The organism is Mycoplasma enhydrae, assembly GCF_025779955.1.
Classification (GTDB): domain Bacteria; phylum Bacillota_I; class Bacilli_A; order Mycoplasmatales; family Metamycoplasmataceae; genus Metamycoplasma; species Metamycoplasma enhydrae.
This window is the reverse complement of the sequence record NZ_JAOXHI010000006.1, coordinates 18,341-39,587: the sequence shown is the minus strand read 5'-3', so window position 1 is coordinate 39,587 and position 21,247 is coordinate 18,341. Positions and strand designations below refer to the sequence as shown.

At 27.1% G+C, this 21,247-nt stretch carries 11 protein-coding genes and 1 tRNA gene; 5 read left to right on the top strand and 7 right to left on the bottom strand.

Going from position 1 to position 21,247, the window contains the following annotated elements; translation table 4 throughout:
• Positions 1-5,345, top strand: a 5,345-nt coding sequence (locus OF364_RS02155; RefSeq protein ID WP_263774066.1) for a coiled-coil domain-containing protein, incomplete at its 5' end; no start/stop codon positions are given.
• A gap of 93 nt (positions 5,346-5,438) precedes the next feature.
• Here OF364_RS02155 and OF364_RS02150 read toward each other — a convergent pair.
• Both OF364_RS02150 and OF364_RS02145 read right to left on the bottom strand, forming a co-directional pair.
• Positions 5,439-6,623: a phosphopentomutase gene (locus tag OF364_RS02150; protein ID WP_263752859.1), complete on the bottom strand. Its 1,185-nt coding sequence runs from the start codon at positions 6,621-6,623 to the stop codon at positions 5,439-5,441.
• A 21-nt stretch (positions 6,624-6,644) separates the two neighbouring features.
• A complete protein-coding gene (locus tag OF364_RS02145; protein WP_263774065.1) occupies positions 6,645-8,105 on the bottom strand; it encodes a DUF1846 domain-containing protein in 1,461 nt (486 codons plus the stop codon).
• Between the two features lie 314 nt (positions 8,106-8,419).
• Here OF364_RS02145 and OF364_RS02140 point away from each other — a divergent pair, with 314 nt between their 5' ends.
• Together OF364_RS02140 and pyk are read left to right on the top strand one after the other, a co-directional pair.
• Positions 8,420-10,357, top strand: coding sequence for a S41 family peptidase (locus OF364_RS02140; RefSeq protein WP_263774064.1), 1,938 nt, complete (start codon positions 8,420-8,422; stop codon positions 10,355-10,357).
• A 264-nt stretch (positions 10,358-10,621) separates the two neighbouring features.
• Entirely contained in the window at positions 10,622-12,043 is a 1,422-nt protein-coding gene (gene pyk / locus OF364_RS02135; RefSeq protein ID WP_263774063.1) for a pyruvate kinase, read from the top strand.
• 55 nt (positions 12,044-12,098) lie between these two features.
• Here the strand turns inward: pyk and OF364_RS02130 are convergent, their stop codons facing one another.
• From OF364_RS02130 to OF364_RS02110, 5 genes are all read right to left on the bottom strand, one after another.
• Positions 12,099-14,903 (bottom strand): AAA domain-containing protein, encoded by a 2,805-nt coding sequence (locus OF364_RS02130; RefSeq protein WP_263774061.1) that lies wholly within the window; start codon positions 14,901-14,903, stop codon positions 12,099-12,101.
• Positions 14,904-15,077: 174 nt separating this feature from the next.
• Complete coding sequence (locus tag OF364_RS02125; protein WP_263774060.1) at positions 15,078-15,947, bottom strand: type II restriction endonuclease; 870 nt, start codon at positions 15,945-15,947, stop codon at positions 15,078-15,080.
• A gap of 20 nt (positions 15,948-15,967) precedes the next feature.
• Entirely contained in the window at positions 15,968-16,801 is an 834-nt protein-coding gene (locus tag OF364_RS02120) for a DNA adenine methylase (RefSeq protein ID WP_205851157.1), read from the bottom strand.
• A 10-nt stretch (positions 16,802-16,811) separates the two neighbouring features.
• A complete protein-coding gene (gene serS / locus OF364_RS02115; RefSeq protein WP_263774059.1) occupies positions 16,812-18,077 on the bottom strand; it encodes a serine--tRNA ligase in 1,266 nt (421 codons plus the stop codon).
• A 119-nt stretch (positions 18,078-18,196) separates the two neighbouring features.
• Positions 18,197-18,272: transfer RNA gene (locus OF364_RS02110), tRNA-Arg, on the bottom strand.
• A 144-nt stretch (positions 18,273-18,416) separates the two neighbouring features.
• Here OF364_RS02110 and OF364_RS02105 point away from each other — a divergent pair.
• Positions 18,417-20,687, top strand: coding sequence for an ATP-dependent DNA helicase (locus tag OF364_RS02105; protein ID WP_263774058.1), 2,271 nt, complete (start codon positions 18,417-18,419; stop codon positions 20,685-20,687).
• Position 20,688: 1 nt separating this feature from the next.
• Entirely contained in the window at positions 20,689-21,243 is a 555-nt protein-coding gene (gene pth, locus OF364_RS02100) for an aminoacyl-tRNA hydrolase (RefSeq protein ID WP_205851154.1), read from the top strand.
• Positions 21,244-21,247 lie beyond the last annotated feature (4 nt).

The following is a 21,247-nucleotide window of genomic DNA, read 5'->3' as shown; positions in this document are numbered from 1 at the left end:
CAAATGTAACTGCTGCAATTAATGCAAAAAATATTGATGAGCTTAAAGAAATTATTAAAAAATTAAGTAAGATTAAAGAAAATGCTGAAAAAGTTAAAAATAGTGCAACCTCAAAACACTATTCAGCCAAAGAAACAGAAGCACAAGCCTTAATTACGGACATAACTAAGTCTATAAAAGAAGCAGAAGATGCTCTAAAAGAAGCAGAACAAAGTGAACAAGACAGAATTGATAGAGTCAAAGCAGCACTTCAAAAAGCTGCTCAAGACTTATTAGCTAAAAAACAAGAATTAGACGGCAAAACTAAATATGATGAAATTAATTTAGCTGTCATAACCGCTAACACCGAATTAGAAAGTGCAAAAAATGTTCTAAATTTACATAATAATGTTAAAAACCAAGGTATTCCTGCGCTAAAAACTGAATTAGATGCCCTAGACCAAGCAATTAAGGATACTAACAGTTCTATTACATCCGCTAAGCAAAAAGCAGAAGATATTAAGGAAGCACATGATAATCTATACAATACATTCAAAACTGGTAACTATAAAACAGCTACCCAAGCTGCTAAAGATGCTGGAACAGACGAAACAAAACTAAAAGCTGCATTGAAATTATTAGAAGATGCAAAAACTGAAGCAGAAACTTTAAAAGCTAATGCAACTAATGTTGGTTATTTAGCAAATAATACTCAAATTGTTGCAGATATTGCTGAACTAGATAGATTAATCACTGAAGTTAAAAATAACTTACAATCAGAACAACAAAGAATTGATGATGTACTAAACACTTTAAATGATGCTATAAGAAATTTAAATAATAAAATAGCAGAAGCTGGAAATTATTCAAATAAATACAATTCACTTTCTAATTATGTTGAGCAGCTAAAAACACTAAAAGACACTTCTTTAGGTATTTATACAACTAATAATACCACTCAAAATAAAGCTGTTTTAAAACTAAAAGAAAAACTAGAAGAACTAGATACTTCTATTAAAAATGCAAATCAAAAAATTCAAGATATAAATACCTGAATTAATACTACTAAACAAACTCATGACACAGCATATCAAAGCTGAAAAGATGCTGAATTTAAACAAGCTAAAGAAGCTGATAAGCAAAGCGGCAATTCAATTGAAAAAATTAAAAATGCTATTAGTGCTTACGAAAGCGCTTTAGCTAAACTTGAAACAATTAAGACTGCTGCTAACGCTCAAGAATATCATATTAATGATGGTTTAATGAACCAAAACAAGACAGAAATAGAAACAGCATTAGCTAACTTAAGAGCCAAATTACAGTCAGAACAACAAAAAGAAGATAAACGTGTTGAAGATCTTAAAAAACTATTACAAGGTCATATCAATGCAATAGATGCAGCAAAAACTGCAGCTGAAGCTCAAAAAGAAAAAATAGATCCATTAGACCAAAACTTAGGTGCTTTAGTTAATGCTATATCTAATGCTCGCCCAATTTATAATGCTAATAAAGATGATAAAAACCCTGAGGCAAAAGAATTAGCTAGACAATTAGGAGAATTAATAAATTCTGCTAATACAATAGCTAATGATCTAAAAAATAAACTAATAGAATCTAAGCGAGCAATTGACACCCCCTTAAGTACAATTGACACTAATGTTAAAAAAGCAATTAAAGAAGCTAAAGATGCTGGAGATAACATTGCAAAGCTAGATAAAGTTATCCAAGACTTAAATAAAGAAAAGGACAATTTAGATAAACTTAAATTAAATATTCAACAAAAAGTTTATAAAGAAGCTAGTGATAAAGCTGATGTATTGTTAGAACAAATTAAAGAGGCTTTAAAAGAAGCTCAAAAACAAAAGAATGCAGAAGAAACTAGAATTAGAGAAATTATTGAAAAAATAAAAGAGTTAATGGAAGCAAATAAAACTCATTCTGAAACTGCCAAATTAGCAAAAGACAATTATGATGAGTTGTCTGCAAAATTACCTACATTTAAAAATTCAATTGCAGAAATGTCGAATCTTTATACAAATACGACTGCTCAAGACATACAAAAAATTGGTCTTTTAGATGATCAAATATGAGAAGATTTTAAAAATACTATTACAAGTTCAAAAATGCTGGAAAATGAATTAAATAATAATCTAAAAGATATAAAAGAAACTGCTGAGCGAAAACTTAATACAGCACAAAATAAATGAAGTGATATTAAAACTTCTGTTGAAAGTGCTTTAGCTCAAAACAAAATAAACTTATTAGAAAAAGCTAAAGCTGATTTAGAAGCCTTGAAGTTTTTAGCAGAAGATTCAAAAAATTATGCAGCCCAAAAGAAATATTCAGCTGTTGAAAGTTCATCAAAAACACTAATTGAAACAATTGATGAAAAACTTGAATCAATAAAGAATAAATTAGAAGCTAAAAACAAAAGAATTCAAGATATTTTGGCAAAAATTAATGGTGTTACAACTGAAATTGCTAGAACAGTAGCAGAAGTTGAAAAACATAAACTAAAAGTTGACCCATTAGAAAAAGCAATTCCAGACTTAGAAAAAGTTTATGATAAAGCTAAAAAACTACTTGATGAAATTAATGCTGACGCTGATTTAAAAGATGAAGCTCAAATTAGAGCAGCACTAATAACATTTGGTGCAGATGTTGATAATACTAGACAAAAAATAGCTTCATTAAAAGTAGCTCTTGAAGCAAATAAAAAACAATTTAAAGATATATATGATGCTGCTGTTCAAGTACTAAAAAATCTTGTTGAATACGAACTTAGCGAATGAGGAAATTCAGGTGATATTACTAAAATAAGTGAAATTAAAACAAAAGCAGAACAAAATTTAAATTCATTTAAGCAAGCTACAGCTAAAGCTGAATCATTAGAATACAAACAAGCTAAAATAGATTCGCTGGCCAAAGAAGATGAAGTTAAAGAATTAATTAGAAAATTAACTAACTTAATTGAATTCGAAGGCAAAAGAAAAACCTATTTAGACAAATTAAATGCTGAAGCAAACGAAGAAACATTCTTTATTTATAAAAAAGAAAGACAAATCTTTAAAAATCAAATTAGTATTTTAAAAGCTTCAGATCATACTGAAGATGACATGAAAGTAATCTATGAACAAGCTAAAATAGAATCTAAACAAAATCAAGAAGTATTGCAAACAACTATAAATAATTTAAATAATATTTTCAAGAATGTTTTAGTATTTAAAGACATGCCTTGAGAATCTTCAAGTATAAAACATCATGATATGAAAATTGCTATATTTACTCGTGTTAATCAATTACTAGGCACTAGATTTTCACACTTTGCACATCCGGGCTTAGACTTAAAGCAATTATTTAGAGATTATAATGAAAATAAAAATGGTAGAAATGATGATGGTAAAGATGAACAAACCCAAGAGGGTCAAGCAATTCAAAATCTTCATGATTTAATTGAACAATGAGATACTTATTTAAATAAACTTGATAAAATATCTAAAAAACATGATCAAATTAAGGCTTGAACACTAGATGCTTTAAATATTCAAAATAAATATACGGAAGAATTAGGCGCTTTTTATTCACCATTAATAACTTACTTTGATGTTCTTAATGACATTAGAGAAATAGATGGCAAAAGATTCCATAATTTTGGTCCATCTTCAGAAAATTATTCTAAATTCTATGGTGCTGATGGTTATGTTAAATTACATAAAATTGATTTACTAGGACAAATGATTGAAGAATTAGATCTTTTAGTTGAAAATAAAAAATTCTACAAAATTGAAACCAAAGCTGAATGAGAAAATTACCTAAAACCTTTTGTTGATAGACAAAATGCAATATTAGAAGAAATATGAAGATTACATAGAGTTAGATGAGAATATAGAGATCATGATTATTTAATGAATAAACACTTTAAACCATTTTTCGAAAAGTTTAAAAATGCACAAAGTGTTCAAGAACAAATAAATTTACACAAGGAATTAGTAATCGATAAAGGAGTTATTAAATATATAGAAAATACTTTCTTTGTTGAAGAAAGAGACAGAGCTGAAGGTATCTATAAAGATATCTTAAGACAATTTAAAGAAATTAAAGATACTAAATCTCATGATGAATTATCTAAATTAATTAATGCAAATCATTCTCTATACAAATTAATTTTTCAAATACATAATGATCTTGCTGCCGTTATAGGTTCTGCAGAAAAACAACCAGAACTAAACACAGCAATACTTAAAGAAACATTTGAAAAATTCCAAAAACTTCTTGAAGAAATCAAAGAAATTAAAAAAGCACTAGAAGGTATTGAAAAAATTAGACAAAACCCTGATCTTCAAATTGGCTTAATAGATCCTTTTAATACACCTCAAAATAAATATCCTTCTGAAGTTCAAAATAGTGATGTTTATACACCTAAGAATACAAGTGATTTAGAATTTAGTATTGAATATATGTCACCAAATGATATTGAAGGTAAATTAATGGTTTACTTTAAAGCAAAAAGTAAAAAAGTAAATAATTTAGAAATTATATTTGGAGATGAAGTTAGAACCCATAAAGATCAGTCTTGACAAAAGTCATTTAAGAATGATAAAAAGAGTCTAACAAATAAGGACTATGTACTTGGTGATTTTTATAAGATGGCATGAGATATTTGAAAAATAATATTTGCCAAAAATCCAAATTGAAAAACTAATGATATAGACGAATTTAGAAGTGTAATTCTTTCTTATCCCGAAATAAGAAAATACGTTGAAAAAACAATATATTTAGCATACTCTCCTGAGGGAAATAAAATAAATATAAAACTTAATTTAACTACTAGTGATGAAGTAGGCCTTAACTTGAGAGAAACCCAACATAAAATCAATGCAATTGTAGGCCGAAATTCTGACAAAACTTATAATTATCAAGAAATAACAATTACATCAACTAATGGAACTTTTGTACTATGAAAACCATTGTATGATTATGTAAGAATAATTACCGAAATTAAAATGATTGAAAAATTTATTGAAACATTTGATTCTTTTAAAGATGAATTTGAAACTAAATTTAAAGAAAATATGAAAACTTTTAAAGATCTATTTGAGCCCAAAAACCTTGATTGATGATCTAATGTTCAATACAACGATTATCAACTTACAAATGTATTTGCTTCAACCATTGCTATGATGTCGACTCATTGAAATGCTGAAAAAACTAGAACAGAAGTTGCTGCAAATCCTCAAAAAGTTAGAAATCTATTAAAATGAATAAAGGAAAATATTTTAGCAAGACCTTATAATTGACCATATTTTAATCCTTTCCAAATTTATATAACAGACCCTGACGATCCAGGCACTCAACACATTTTATAACTCACAAATGACACCAAAAATTTCTTGGTGTTTTTTTATCTAAAAAAGTAATTAAAAAACTATTGCGGTCTTTGCAATAGTTGTACATGATGCTTATATTAGCTCATCAAAAATATCTTCGCCAGTCATAACAGTGGGAACTCCAAAGTTTCTTGCTACAATATTGCCGGCAGTTCCTAGCCCTTTCAAAGGACCTAAAACTCTAGGTTTAATAAATGACTTAGAAAAAACTGTTAATGGTAAAGCTTCTCTAGTGTGGTCTGGTCCATAAGTAGGATCATTACCATGATCAGATGTCATAATTAATAAATCATCTTTTTTCATGGCATTAATTAGCTTTGCTAATTTAATGTCCATTCTTGAAACGTTTTGGCTATACCCAATAGGATCTTCTCTATGACCATAATGACTGTCAAATTGAACTAAATTAATAAATATAAATTGATTTGTTGAATTAGATGAAGCGATATCTATAGCTATATCCATATTTTCATCATCTGAAGCAGGCCCATAAACTTTATCGATTCCTACTCCCGCAAAAATATCTCTAATTTTACCAACGGCAATTACTTCAATTCCTTTTTTTTGTAAATCTTCCATAATTATATGCCCAGTAGGTTTATTGGCAAAATCATGGCGATTGAAGGTTCTAGTAAACTTATTATTTTCATAAACAAAAGGTCTAGAAATAACTCTAGCAACATTTCATTCAGGTTTAGAAGAACAAATTTCTCGTGCTCTTTTGGCATATTCATTTAGTTTTTCTACACCCAGAGTTTTTTCATCTCCAATAATTTGAAGAGTGGAATCGGGAGAGGTATATATAATCATATCTCCTGTTTCTATATGTTGGTGACCAAGTTCAGCAAGTATTACAGTTCCTGAGGCATTTCTATTGCCAATTATTTTTCTTCCGTCAAAAGCTTTAGATAATTCTTTAACTAAATCTTCTGGAAAACCATTTTCAGTAAATTGGGGATTTGGTGTTTTTGTATAAATACCCATCATTTCTCAATGCCCAGTTAAAGTATCTTTGCCATTAGAAACTTCATGAATTTGAGCAACATATGCTAATGGGTGCTTATTTCTTGCTACATGTCCTGATATTTTAGCTATCTCTGTAATACCTAAAGATTTTCATGTTGGTATTTCCAGCGGCAGCGCTTCTGAGGCATGTAATAAAGAATTGGCTCCCTTATCTCCAAATTCTTCTTGTCTTGGTTCGGGTCCTATACCTAAACCATCTGTAACAATAAAAAACACACGTTTAAATTTCATCTTATTCTCCTAAAAATCATTTTACTTAAATTCTAATGTTTGTTCTGTTAAATGAATATCCATATTCTTAAACATTTCTTTATCAGAACTACTAGAAATTGTTGTTCTATGCACACATAAACCAGATAACTTATTAATTTGGTTTAGTGCATCTTGAGCACTTGGTGAAGTCTTAGCACTTATAGCTAAAGCAAAAAGTGTTTCCTTTAGATCTAATGATAAATCATTATAATGTAACTTTTCTTTAAGTTCTTGAGCTAAAGCAATTGCCATAGGATCTAGCACATCGACTTCTTGGTCAATTTTAGCAAAATATTTAAGTGCATTTAAGACCATTGCAGCATTAGAATTAAGTAATTTTGATTCCTTGCCGATTATTATTGTTTTGGAATTAATTTCAATTGCAGAACAAACAATATTCTTATTAAAGCTAAATTCATTTGCAGCTCTAATTGATTTGACAAGGCTACTATTAATTTTATTCTCTTTAATTAGCTTAAGTAATCTTTTTACGTAAATCTTTGGATATCTACCTTGTTGATAGCTAATAATTGCTTGATAATAGCGCCTAATGATTTCTTTTTTAGCTGCTAGGCTCACTTCTTCATTATCAACTATACAAAAACCTGCCATATTAACACCCATATCCGTAGGAGAGTTATAAAGCGGTTTTTGATATATGCTAATTAATAAGTTATTTAAAATTGGAAATGCTTCTAAATCACGATTATAACTTGTGCTTTGAATGCCATATTTTTGTAAATGAAAACCATCGACAACATTATAATCATTTAAGTCCACAGTGGCCGCTTCATAAGCCAAATTAATAGGATGTTTAACATCTAAATTTCAAATTGGAAAAGTTTCAAATTTAGCATAACCAGATTTAATGCCGTGTGTGGAATCATGATATAGTTGTGATAATATAGCGCTTAGTTTACCTGAACCAGGGCCTGGTGAAGTCACTATAATTAGTTTTTTGTTAGTAACTGCGTATTCATTTTTACCATATCCATCTTTAGAAACTATGGTTTTTATATTGTATGGATAATTTTTAATTCGATAGTGTTTATAAACTTTGATATTATGCTTCTCTAATTTATTTATAAATTGTTTAACTGGTTTGGAGTTGTCATATTGGCTTATTATTACACTATTAAGACTTAGATTATATTTTTTAAACTTAGTGATTACTCTAAAAACATCTTCTTCATATGTGAGATTTATATCTGATCTTATTTTTTGGTTTTTTAAATCATTAGCTGATATAACAACAATAACCTCGGCCATATCTTTAAGTTTTAAAAGCATTTTAATTTTTGAATCATGCTTAAAACCTGGCAATACACGTGAAGCATGAAAATCATTAAATAGTTTTCCACCAAATTCTAAATATAGTTTTTGGCCAAATTGATTAATTCTTTTTAAAATTTCTTTTGATTGTAAATCAATATATTTTTCATTATCAAAACCTATTTTCATTTACATCTCCAATATCTAAAATATATACTTAATAATTATAAGGTTTAATGATTAAAATCATTATTAATCAAATATATCTTTTGCTTGTGGGCTAGTACAAAAGTGAAATATGTTTCTTATGCAAAAATAACAGACATATGTAAACATATCCTCCATTTGTGGAAGTCCACTAATAGGAGATATGTTTAATTCAGTCTTATTTTTTATTTTGTTAATAAAATAAGAGCTTAAGCTTAAAATTTATTAAAAATCTTTTTAAAATTAAAAATAATCTTTAATTTAATATATATATATATAGGAGGATAAAACAATAAATGAAAAAATCAACTAAATCTAAATTATTATTTACGATTTTACCAGCAGCTACTGGATTAGTGGTTCCAGCAGCTTTATTATCAGCTGGATGTGAAGATCCAAAATTAAAAGAAGAACTTAAAAAGAAACAAGAAGAGCTTAACACAAAACAAGCCGAACTGGAATCTAAGAACAAAGAAATCCAAGAAAAAGACAAATTAATTTCTCGAAAAGATAAAGTAATTGAAAAAATAAAACAAACTAAAGAAATTAAAGACATTCTAAAACAATTAGATTATTATACTAGCCCTGAAAACGATAACAAAATAGAAATCGAAGAAAAAAGCGTTAGTTTTAAGAACTACAACGATGAATATACAATTGCTGAAAAAAATGTTAAAGCATATAATATTAAAAATCAAACTGAAGTTACATACGTTGATGTAGATGAATTTTTAAAAGCACTAGATGGATACATTGATAATTCTAAGATAACTTCTGCAATTGATGAAACCAGAAATAGAAAAGTATATTATTGTAATGGTAGTGGATCACCAGATCGATTAGAAATTAACTGAGAAAAAAATACTATTCATACACCATACACTATCTTTTTCTCTTCTATTTTAAAATTCCCAGAACAAACCGATGATGATCAATTCTTAAAAAATGAACATGAACAAAAATGAGAAGACGACGAAGGTGTTTTATTTGACTTAAATAAATATGAATTTGACATTCTATATAAAGATGGCAAAGTTTTATTGCCATATATCATTTTTAATACTTTATTTATGTCACAAAACTATACAAATTTGTATTACAATGGTGTAACATTCACTAATATTGTTGATGGTATGGATTCATTTGGCAAAACAGAAGATGAAGCTAGAAAAAGAATTAGAGAAGTGGCAACTCTAAATGGTAAACAACCAACTGCTAAAGAAAGAGAAGTAAACTACAATCACCTATTATTTACAATGGATTATTTCTATGGTCTAAAATACCACAAAAAAATTAAATCATTTGAAGAATATATAGGTGAAGATGAAAAAGCTAAATTATTATCTACTGATCCTCAAGTATATAACAAGGCTTACATTAATTTATTCCACAAAAAATTAAACGGATTACATACAATAATGGATTCATTTTCATATTATGAATCAAACCCAAATGAAGTTTTAAGAGATAAACTAAAAAGTCCTGATGACTACGGTGAATACCGTGATAGATTCTATAAAAATAGAGAAATGCTAACCAAAAAATTTGAAACTAAATTTGGTAAAAAAATTAGTGACTTTGGAGCAGATGATTACATTAGATTCCATGGTAACACAGCATTTGTAACTCTATTACGTTTTGAATATGGAACCAAAGACCAAATTAAAGGTCCAGATGCTTGAAAACATGACACATATTTCTTAATGAGACACTTAATGAACCAACTAAGAGCTAAACCAGAAATTAAGAACATAGTTCTAGATTTATCAATCAATAATGGTAATGGTTTTATATCAATGGTTAAAACATTAGGATTCATGACAGATAAACCAATTTTAGACCGTGAATATGATGTTTTAAGCAGAACTGGTTCTTTAACTAAATGACAAATTGATACAGATGGTGATGGGAAATACGAAAACGATGCTTATGAAAACTATAATTGACATCTTTTAGTAAGTTTAAATACATTTAATGCTGCTAACCAAATAACAAGTATTGTTAAAGAAATGGGTATTGCAAAAATAATTGGTAAAACAACCGGTGGTGGTGGTTTTTATTATACTAATACAATTGTATTAGTTGATGGTACAACAATAACAATTTCTTCACCAAACAATGCAGTATTTGGTCCTAAAAATGAATCAATTGTAGATGGTGTTAGCCCAGATGTAGAATTAGAATATGATAAATTCTATGATTATGACGCAATTGACAAAATTATTAAAGGCTAAAAATTTAGTTTAAAAAATGACGGACAAGTGTCTGTCATTGCTGAATTGAAAATTCAAGCTGCCCCCACATTTATATTTTACAATAATGTGTTGCATTTGATATTTCACTTAAGAGACGTGCCTGCTAACTTGCGGCACGTTTAATTTATTTAATCAAGCGGTATTTTTAAATTGAACTAAATAACTTAACTAAACGAGATAAAAACTAAATTGTTATAAAATATTTATATAGCACAATAATTCATGCAATAAGAAAGGTAAGAAATGAAATTTAATGAACAAAGAACTAAAATTGTTGCCACAATAGGTCCTGCTAGTGACAATTATGAAACAATGAGAGCATTAATTGAAGCAGGTGTAACAACAGTTAGGGCTAACTTTTCACACTCAACAAAAGAAGATCACCAAAAGAAATTTGATTTAGCTAGACAAATTTCGACAGAAATTGATCGTCCCATATCTTTAATGTTAGACACTAAAGGTCCAGAAATTAGAGTAGGAAAAATGAAAGATGGAATTTGCTATATTCCAGCTAATCATACTCTTTCAATTAAAACTGATAAAAACTCATATGAAAATTTAATTGGAAACGAAAATGAAATTAGTGTTTCATATCGAATGGACTTAGATGTTTCAGAAGGAAATAAAGTCCTTTTAGATGACGGAAAATTATCAACTGTGGTAAAAGAAATTAGACCAGCAGAGGTTATTGTTGAAACAATAAATGCACACAAACTAAAAACAAATAAAAGAGTTAATATTCCAGGAGTAGATTTTTCATTACCTTTTCTTAGTGAAAAAGATATAGAAGACATCAAATGAGGGGCACAATATCGAGTTGATTATATTGCTGCTTCATTTGTTAATAATGCTAATCAAGTAAGACAAATTAGAAAAATTCTAAATGACAATAATGGTCAAAATATTCAAATTATTTCTAAAATAGAATCACAGACAGCAATTAATAATATTGATGAAATTATTAGAGAATCAGATGGAGTTATGATAGCTAGAGGAGATCTGGGGCTAGAAATTCCATACTATGATGTTCCTTATTGACAAAAGAAAATTATTAGAGCAGCCAGAATTCAAGGCAAAGCAGTAATAGTGGCGACTCAGATGTTAGATTCAATGGAAAATAATCCTCTACCAACTAGAGCTGAAGTTACTGATGTTTATTATGCAGTTGAATTAGGTGCTGATGCAGTTATGCTTTCAGGTGAATCAGCTAATGGACAATATCCAATTGAAGCTGTTAAAACTATGTCTACAATTGCAAAAAGAGCTGAAAAAGAATACTTTACTGAACTGTTTTATGAAAAACAAATTCAAAAAGTTGCTAATGACCAAAATTCAAGAATGTTAATAGCTTATGAAGTGGCTTCAATTTTACAAAGAGGTGAATATAAATATGCTATCGTTTTAAGCCATAGTGGTAAATTGCTAAAAGAAGTAGCTAAATATAGACCAAACGCTCATATTGTTGGTGTAGTCAGTGATGATAGACTAGTTTGAAGTTATGGAGTTACTGCGGGTATATTTTGTGAAAAGCACTCAGAAGCAGTTAGAGCTTTAATTAAATTTAATCATGATGCTGGACGTCAAGTACTAGATTCATATGGCGCCCAAAAAGGCGATAAATTTATTGTTGTTGATAGTTTAAATATTACTTCACATGAATACTAAATTAACTTAAATAAAAATACCAAGCACATTTATTTTAGTAGTGCTTGGTTTTTAGTTAATCTAATTTCTTTAAATATTGAAAATCACTAAGCATTTTATTGAATTCATTTTCAAAAATTACTTTTAGTTTTTCAATTTCATTTGAACCATAGGTGGGAAATCTATAAAGTTTAATATTGTTTTGGCCATTTAGAATTTTATTTTTAATATTATCTTTTACTTTCTGCTTTTCTTTTAAGTGTTCTTTGCCATCAACTTCTATAGCAAAAACAAATTTTTTTGTAATTTTATTGTATATTACAAAGTCCACATGTGTCCCAGAACGAAAAGCATATTTCTTTTCCTCTTCATCATCTAACATACTAGCATCATCAATAATTGTAGATAATGGAACATGCATAAGATAACCTAAGGCATTATATTTTTTTATATTATCTTGGATTAAATTATCCATAATTTCTTCAGCCTTAGAGTCATATCATTTATTTTTCTTCTTATTATTCTTATAGTTTTCCTCTTTAGCTAAATATAAAGAATCAAAAACAGAAACTATATTTGATTGAATTGTTGCTTCTGAACCATACAAATTTTCAGCATATTTTATAAAATCGCTAATGATATTATTTTTTGAATTATAAACACCTTCTGAGACAACTGCAGTTATATTATTTTTAGCTCTAGAAATAGCAACATTTAAAAGTTGTTCATTAGTTACAAAATCATATAAAAAGTTTTTTTCTTCCTTGTTATCATTTTGATTTAAGCTACTTACAACAAATGATAAATAGATCTTATTCTTTTGTCGACCTTGAAATTTATGAATAGTATCAGATTCTAAATTTGTGTCTTTAAAAATTTCTTGTATCTTTCTAGCTTGAGCACGGAAAGGCGAAATAACTCCAATGTTATTTAAATTATCTTCAGATTCTAGTTGCAGTTTTATTTCTTCAATTTCTCTTTCACTAAACAAACCTTTTCCATCTTCACTTTTTCTATTATGATTCCCAGCACTTAATTTTATTATTTTTATATGATTGCCCGGTTTAGATTTCATAGGTATAAGTTCACTGTTATAAAACATCTGATTACAAAAATTGATAATATCATAATCACATCTATAATGCTTCCTTAAGACAGTAATTGGAACATCTTGCATAGCTTTTGATATCGAACTTAAAATAGATTGACTATGATAGTGATATGCTTCAGGAATATTGAGCTCTAAAGCACTTTTTTGTGAATCTGGAACAATTTCTTGTGCCTCTATTTGCTTTAATTGTTTTGAATCACCTACAACGATTAGGTTTTTAGCACAATTTAGTGATAAAACACTACTTAATAAGTCACCTTGAGAGGCTTCATCTATTATTAAAAAGTCAAACAAAAAATCTTTAGGAACATTTTTAATTAGTGATTGCGATGTAGAAAGCACTATGGGATGTTTATGTAAAAAATTATAAAAAATTCTATAATTACTCTTGTAATTCTTATTATTAAAATTAAATTCATTTAAATTTGAATAATGGTCTTTTAAATGTTTAATTAAAATGTTTTTGGATAAAAGACTTAGTTTTTCAAATGCATTATTTTCTTTTAAAATTTGATATTGAGTTTCTAAAATAATTAGTTTTTCCTCTTTGGATTTCAAAGTTTTTTCATAAAACATTTTTTCTAAAGAATAAACAAAGTCCTCATAATTTACTTCTTTGAAATTAACTTTAAAGCTGTGTCTTATTTTGAATCTTCATAATAAATTAATTTTCTTGCTTTTTTCTAGTTTATTGATTAATCTAATATAGTTGTTTACATTTAAATTCTTATTGATATTAATTACATTATTTTGTTTCTTTGCATGATTATTTTGTTCAACTTTTAAATCACTTATTTCAGATTTCAACTTGGAGATTTCTATTTCTAATTCCAGTATTTTATCTACTTGAGTTTTTAATTTGGTATATTCATTAATTCAATTTTCATTTTCTTCATTTTCAGAATGCAATAATTTATTTCTCTCATCATCATTATCATTTTTATTAAAAAATTCTTCTACGTTGTTGCTATTTCCTAATTTGGCTGCTAAAAAACCAAAGCCTTCTTCTTCTAATTTTTCATAAATATTTTCTATAGCTGAATTATTGTTTGAAATAATTGCACAAGTGTTTTTGGACAATATTATATTACTTATTAAATTTAGTATTGTTTGTGTTTTTCCTGTTCCAGGAGGCCCTTCAATTATTGATACATTGCTTTCAAAAGCTTTTTCAATTGCTGAATACTGATCTTCATTAAAACTAAACGGAACTATATATTTTTTTGGTTTTGAACACAAATTTTTAAGTTTAATTCCTTTTAAATAGTTAAACAAAATTGAATTAATGTTAACTTGATTTCTACTATAATTTTGAGCCAAAAAGTTCAAAGCATTTTCTTCACTAGTTAATTCTTCTGCCCTTTTTGCTAACCCTCAAAAATAATTAGTAATATTTGAAGAATTATTTATATTTATTTTTTTAACATCATCAGATGTTATTATTTCATCATTTATAGTAATTATTTTATAAAGTCTATTGTTATATGTATAAATTTCTTTAGCATTAACAATTTTGCAATTATCAATTAATAAATTATACTTCTCTCAATTCAATTTTATTAATGGATAAAAAAAATTCATTTTTGATAGTCCATAACAAAATGTCCTTTTAGTATTATTCTTGTATGTAATTTTTCAATGCTTTTTATAAGTGGTGTCAAAATGAGGTCCAGTCAGATGTTTAATTTCATCAGTTTTTTCTTCTCAACATCCATTTGTTTCATTATATATTTGAATTATTCCATTGATCTTTTTAAAATTGGCTTCCATTTATTATTCTCCATAATTTTTCAATACTCATTTAATTATAATATAGAAACCATAAATATTATGCTTAAAAACAGTACTTAAATGAGAATTTGTAATATACAAAAAACACCGAAGTTATTGAACTGTTAATTCAAAAACATCCAGTGTTTAAAATACAATTTAAAACCCTTGGTTTTATTTTAATGCATTTAAAATGCCATTTTTTAAATCATTAATATTATATAAATGTTCAATTTCCAAAAAAACATCTTTTAAAATCTTTTTTGAACCAGTTCAGCCAAAACCATCTGTAAATCAAATAAATTTAAAATTTTTGATTTTTTTGGCATTTCTAGCTATTTCCTTATAATGCCCAGCAGTTTCATTTATTTTTGAACCCTTATTGTTATAGTAATTGCACTCACATGCATAAACTATATTATTAGACTTAAAAACAAAGTCAAATCTTTTAGATAATTTACCATCATTAGAAATTTCATTTAAATTTAGATTAAATTTTTCTTCGATTTCTTTAACATTCATTTCTTTAAAATAAGTTTTGTCTTTTTTAAAGCCCATTTTTTGTATATGATATTCAACAAGATTTTCCATAATATGCCCAGTTCTATTCTTTCTAGCATTAGAATTAAGCCCCACTTCAACACCCATTACATAATCATATAAATTATTAATGATGTGATTTGAAATTAAATTGAATAAACCTGTTTTATTCATAAAATAACAATAGTCATCAACTGTGTTTAATGTTGCATTTTTTGAACTAGAAAAGTTATAAGTTCTATTGATTTCACCATCTCAACATACTATTTCTTTCTCTCTTTTGGCCAGTAAAATTGGAATAGTTTTCAATACCTCGGGATATTTAGTAATCAATTCGCGAAATTCACCTTCTATTTCTTTGGCTCCAATCAAAGAATTTAGTAAATTTAAATGTATTTTTAAATCATTAGTGTTTTTATAAACTTTTTCAAAATCAACATAATATTCATATGACAATATGTTAAATGACATTGTTTGAATTCAATCATTAAAATTTCTTTTCATCTTGTTCCTCATCCAAAATATTAGTAATTGGTAATAATAACTTCTTCAACAAATTTTCTACTATCCACATTAGAACCAATTAAACGTTTAACTTTCACTATATTTATGTTATAGTCCTTATAAAGTTCATTTATGTATTGAGTATTGTGATTACTCAACATTAAAAATGCACCTCTTTCATCTAATTTTTTATAGGCTTCAAATAATCTTTGTTGTTCGTTTTTATTGAAACCTTGCTTATTATAAGAAGTAAAAGAGTCTTTGCTATCTAAAACATCATATGGTGGATCAAAATAAACAAAATCCCCTTTTTTAACTTCTTTAATTACTTCTTCAAAATCATAATTTGTAATCTTGCCATTACTTAAACTGAAAAAATCAAAAATTCTATTTAAGTTATCTTCATCAAAGCACATTATTTCATTTCTTTTACCAAATGGAACATTAAAATAACCTTTAGAATTAACTCTATATAACCCATTAAAACAAGACTTATTCAAATAAATTAACCTAGCTGCCTTCTTGCATTCATCGATGTTAGAATAATCTTTCATGCGGTCCATATTTCTTATAATGTAAAAGTAATCTTCACTATTACTGTTTTGGTGAACCAATAGCTCATTTTTTAATTTATTAAAATTTTCTAAACTAGAAAAACATCTATAAGTTCAAATTAAATCTTCATTTAAGTCATTTATATGGAATTGCTTAGGTTGAATATCAAAAAATAAAGCTCCTCCACCAACAAAGGGCTCAAAATAATTATTGAATTTTTTGGGCATTAGCTCTTTAATTGTTGAAATAAGTTTTGTTTTTCCACCTGCCCATTTTACAAAAGGTTTTATTCTTTTCATATTTAAATAATTATCCAATAATTTCTTTTTGCATATAAGGTATTAGAGCTTTAGGAACACTAATTGTTCCATCAGGATTTTGATAATTTTCTAAAATAGCAGCAACTACACGATCTATAGCTAATCCTGAACCATTAATGGTATAAGCATATTTTGTTTTATTATCATTTGTTCTATATCTAATTTTGGCCCTTAAAGCTTGAAAGTCTTTATAAATAGAAATTGAACTAGTTTCACGATATCTTTGTTCTGAAGGTATTCATAATTCTAAATCAATTGTTTTAGCAGAACCAAAACCCATATCGCCAGTTGAAAGTAAAATTTCACGATAAGGAATTTCTAATAATTCTAAAATTCTTTTAGCATCATCAACGGTTTTTTGTCATTCTGCTAGACCATCTTCTTGTTTGATGAATTTAACTAATTCAACTTTATGGAATTCATGTTGGCGAATTAAGCCTTTAGTGTCTTTTCCGCCACTGCCAGCTTCTGATCTAAAACATTTGGTATATGCTACATACTTAATTGGTTTATTTAAATCTAATATTTCATCATAGTGGAAATTAGTAACAGGAACTTCTGCAGTAGGAATCAATCAAAGATCTTCATTTTCAATTTTAAATAAGTCATCTGAAAATTTTGGTAATTGACCTGTGCCATATAACATACTTGAATTAACTAGGTGCATTGGCATAATTTCTTTATAGCCATTAGCAATATGAGTATCTAACATGAAATTTTCTAAAGCTCTTATTAATCTAGCTCCATCATTTTTATACAAAGCAAATCTTGTTTTAGCTAACTTTACAGCCCTACTAAAATCAACAATATCAAGCTGTGTAGCTATTTCATAATGAGGTTTAACGTTTTTAACTAATCCTCTTCCTAATTTTGGATGTTCTGCAATGCAAACGTTGCTTGTTTCATCTAAACCAACAGGCACATCATCATATGGAATATTAGGAATTTGAAGCAATAATTCATCAACTAAGTCAATTGTGCTTTTAGTTTCTTTATTAATTTCTTCAATTTGCTCTTTAATTTTATTTACTTCTTTAAGCTCAAAGCTAGTATCTTCTTTGTTTCTTTTTTTAATACCTATCAGTTCGCTAATTTCATTTCTTTTAGCTTGTAGCACTTCCAAATTGTGAATTAATTTATTTCTTTTTTCACCTAAATCATATATTTTTTCTAAAACTGAATAGTCAAAATTTCTCGAAGCTAATTTTTTTGAAATTTCTTCTTTATTTTTTAAAAGATATTTTAAATCTATCATAGATACTCCCTAATTTTTAATTCAATCAATTGTTATTAATTTTACACTTTTTTATAAAACATTACTACCTTTAGTTAACTAAACAAAACTAAATTTATTAAAAAAATAGAAAATAAAAATGGCGATCGCAATAGGAGTTGAACCTACGACCCTCAACTTAGGAGGTTGATGCTCTATCCACTGAGCTATGCGACCGAATTTTTTTAATATTTAACTAATTAATTATAAACTAACTAAATTAACTAATTCAAGTTTTAAAATGAATTTCAATTTTAGAATTTAGACAGTTAGTGCTTAACTAAAGTACAACAAATAGTTTTGTGTTACAATTTAAAAGATATGGAAAATCAAATTTATTTAATTACAGGCAAATTTACAAGAATTCTCTGGCAATCACAAAAAGGTGATGTTGTTATTGCTGCTTTTAATGTAATTAAAAATGATGAAAAAAATCCTATACAACTAAATAAATATAATTCTATTTCTATTATTTTAAGAGATAACATTTTTAAAACTTTAAAACTAACTCTTAACGATGAGAGTTATGAATTTAAAGTTATTAAAAATGAAAACTCTAAATATCCTGATAGTTATAATCTTGATTATGCCACTCCTATACTTTTAGCTAAAAAAGAAGAATCTAAAAATGACTTTAGTTATTTGACTAAGGTTCTAAGATTGCCAATGTTTAAAGGTATATTAGATTCAAAAGCCAATTTATTAGTTTCAGAATTGGGTGAAAATATATTTAGTAGTATATTAGATTCCAAAAATTTAGTTCAACCTAATAACTATGGTATTAGTGAAGAAGATTGAATTATTATTAAAAAAACAATAGCAGATAATATCGATTTTTTAAACAGTATCAGCCAACTTTTTAAAATTAATGTTAGTCTGCAGTTTCATAAAAAAATCTCCAAAAAGTTTAGTACTTTTGAAGAATTTTTGGAAGAGTATAAACAAAATCCTTATCAATACTATTTTGATGCTGAAGAAGAAAACAAACCTCGTCTTAGTGATATTGATAAAATTGTTTTACACTTTAGTCCTGAAGCTAGCAAATATAAAAGTTCAACTTATTTATATAGTTTTGTTCAGCAATATTTTTTTGGAAGTGGGAATACAAGAATTTTAGAAAGTGAATTATTTAAAACAATTTCTACTTTTACATTTGATAACAATTTAGAGCGCGATGAAAATCTGTTTAATTTAGCTAAAGAAGAATTATTAGAACAAAGATATTTAATTCGTCTAAATTATGGAAATGAAGTGTTTATTACTACAAGAGATTCAATATATATGGAACAATATGTCATTAAAAGATTGGGTCATATAAATGATCTAAATATTTCTTTTGATATTAAATATTCACCTTCAATGAATTTCCATAAGACCCAATTAGAAGCTATAGAAGCAGCACTAAACGAAAAACTCGTATTAATTACTGGTAATCCCGGAACAGGCAAGACACTTATAACTAATGAGATTATTAATACCTTATTGCAGAAATATCACAAAAATGACATAGCAATTTTAACACCCACAGGAAGAGCTACTATAAATATTAATGCAAAGCAAAATAACACTAAAGCTCAAACTATTCATAGTTTGTTGCAATGAGATCCTGAAAATAATAAATTTTATGTTAATGACAAAAACCCTATTTCAGTTGAATGTTTAATTATTGATGAATTTTCAATGGTGCCTTTAGAACTTTTTTATTCTTTATTAAGAGGAATTACAAGAAAATCATTGAAAAAAATTATCTTGGTAGGAGATAAAGACCAACTACCAGCAATTGGAAGTGGGTATTTAATCAAAGATTTTATTGAATCAAATATTTTTAAAACAATTGCTTTAACTAAAATTTATCGTCAAGCAGATAATTTTGAAATTATCCATGATGCCCTAAAAATTAATGAAAGCAAAATGCCACTTTTTGAAGATGCTAATTCTCAAATGATTGAATGCAAGAGGGCTAATCTTCAAGAATATTTAATTAATAAAATAGAAGAGCTTAGAGCACAAGGCTACAGCAAAAAAGAAATAGCAGTCTTAAGTCCAATGTATAAATATGACACTGGTATAGATGAGCTTAATGTAGCCTTAAATAATTATTATCGTTCTCTCGAACAAGCAGAAGTTATTAAGTATAAAGAACATAGTTTTGCAATAGGTGATAAAGTAATTAATTTGATTAATGATTCAAAAAATAAAGTGTTTAACGGTGAAATAGGTTATATATCTAGATTTACTTTTGCTAAGAGTAATTCTACAAAAGATAAAAAGCTAACACATATTACTGTTGATTTTGAAAATGATGAAAAAAGTGTAGTTTATTCAAGAGCAGATTTTTTAGAAAACACTTATCCAGCATATTGTACTAGTGTGCACAAATATCAAGGAAGTGAATGCAAGGCTGTAATTGTAGTACTATTTTCTGAGGCTAAAAAATTATTATCCAAGAAACTAATATATACTGCTATCACTCGAGCAAAACAATATAGTGTTATTATTGGTGAAAAAAACGCACTTAAATATGGCATTGAAAAAGATGATGATTCAAATCGAATCACAAATATAAAATACTTGTGACAAAAAAGGAAATAATATGAAATTAATTGTAGGTTTAGGTAATCCTGGAAAGGAATATGAAAAAACTAGACATAATGTTGGTTTTATGATAATTGACAGTTTATCTAAGAAATTAGTAGCACCCTTAAATACTAAAAAGTTTAATGGTATTTATTTTAAAGATAAAGAATTAATAATTGCCAAACCATTAACATATATGAATAACAGCGGAGAATTTGTTAGAGCTATTGTAGACTATTACAACATTAATATTGATGATATTATCATTGTATATGACGATATTGACACTGAATTGGGTAAAGTTATTATTCGCCAAAAAGGTTCTGCTGGAGGACATAATGGTATGAAAAGCATTATTAATCATTTAGACACCAACGAAATCAAACGCCTTAAGGTGGGAATTGGCCGAGACGAAAATTTAGTAAATTTTGTTTTAGGTAAATTTAGTTTTGAAGACTCCAAGATAATAGAAAATGTTATCGAAGAAGCTTCTGATGCTTTAATTCAGTTTATAAATAATGATATTAGATATGTAATGAATAAATATTCAAACAAAAATTACAGTAAGTAGAATT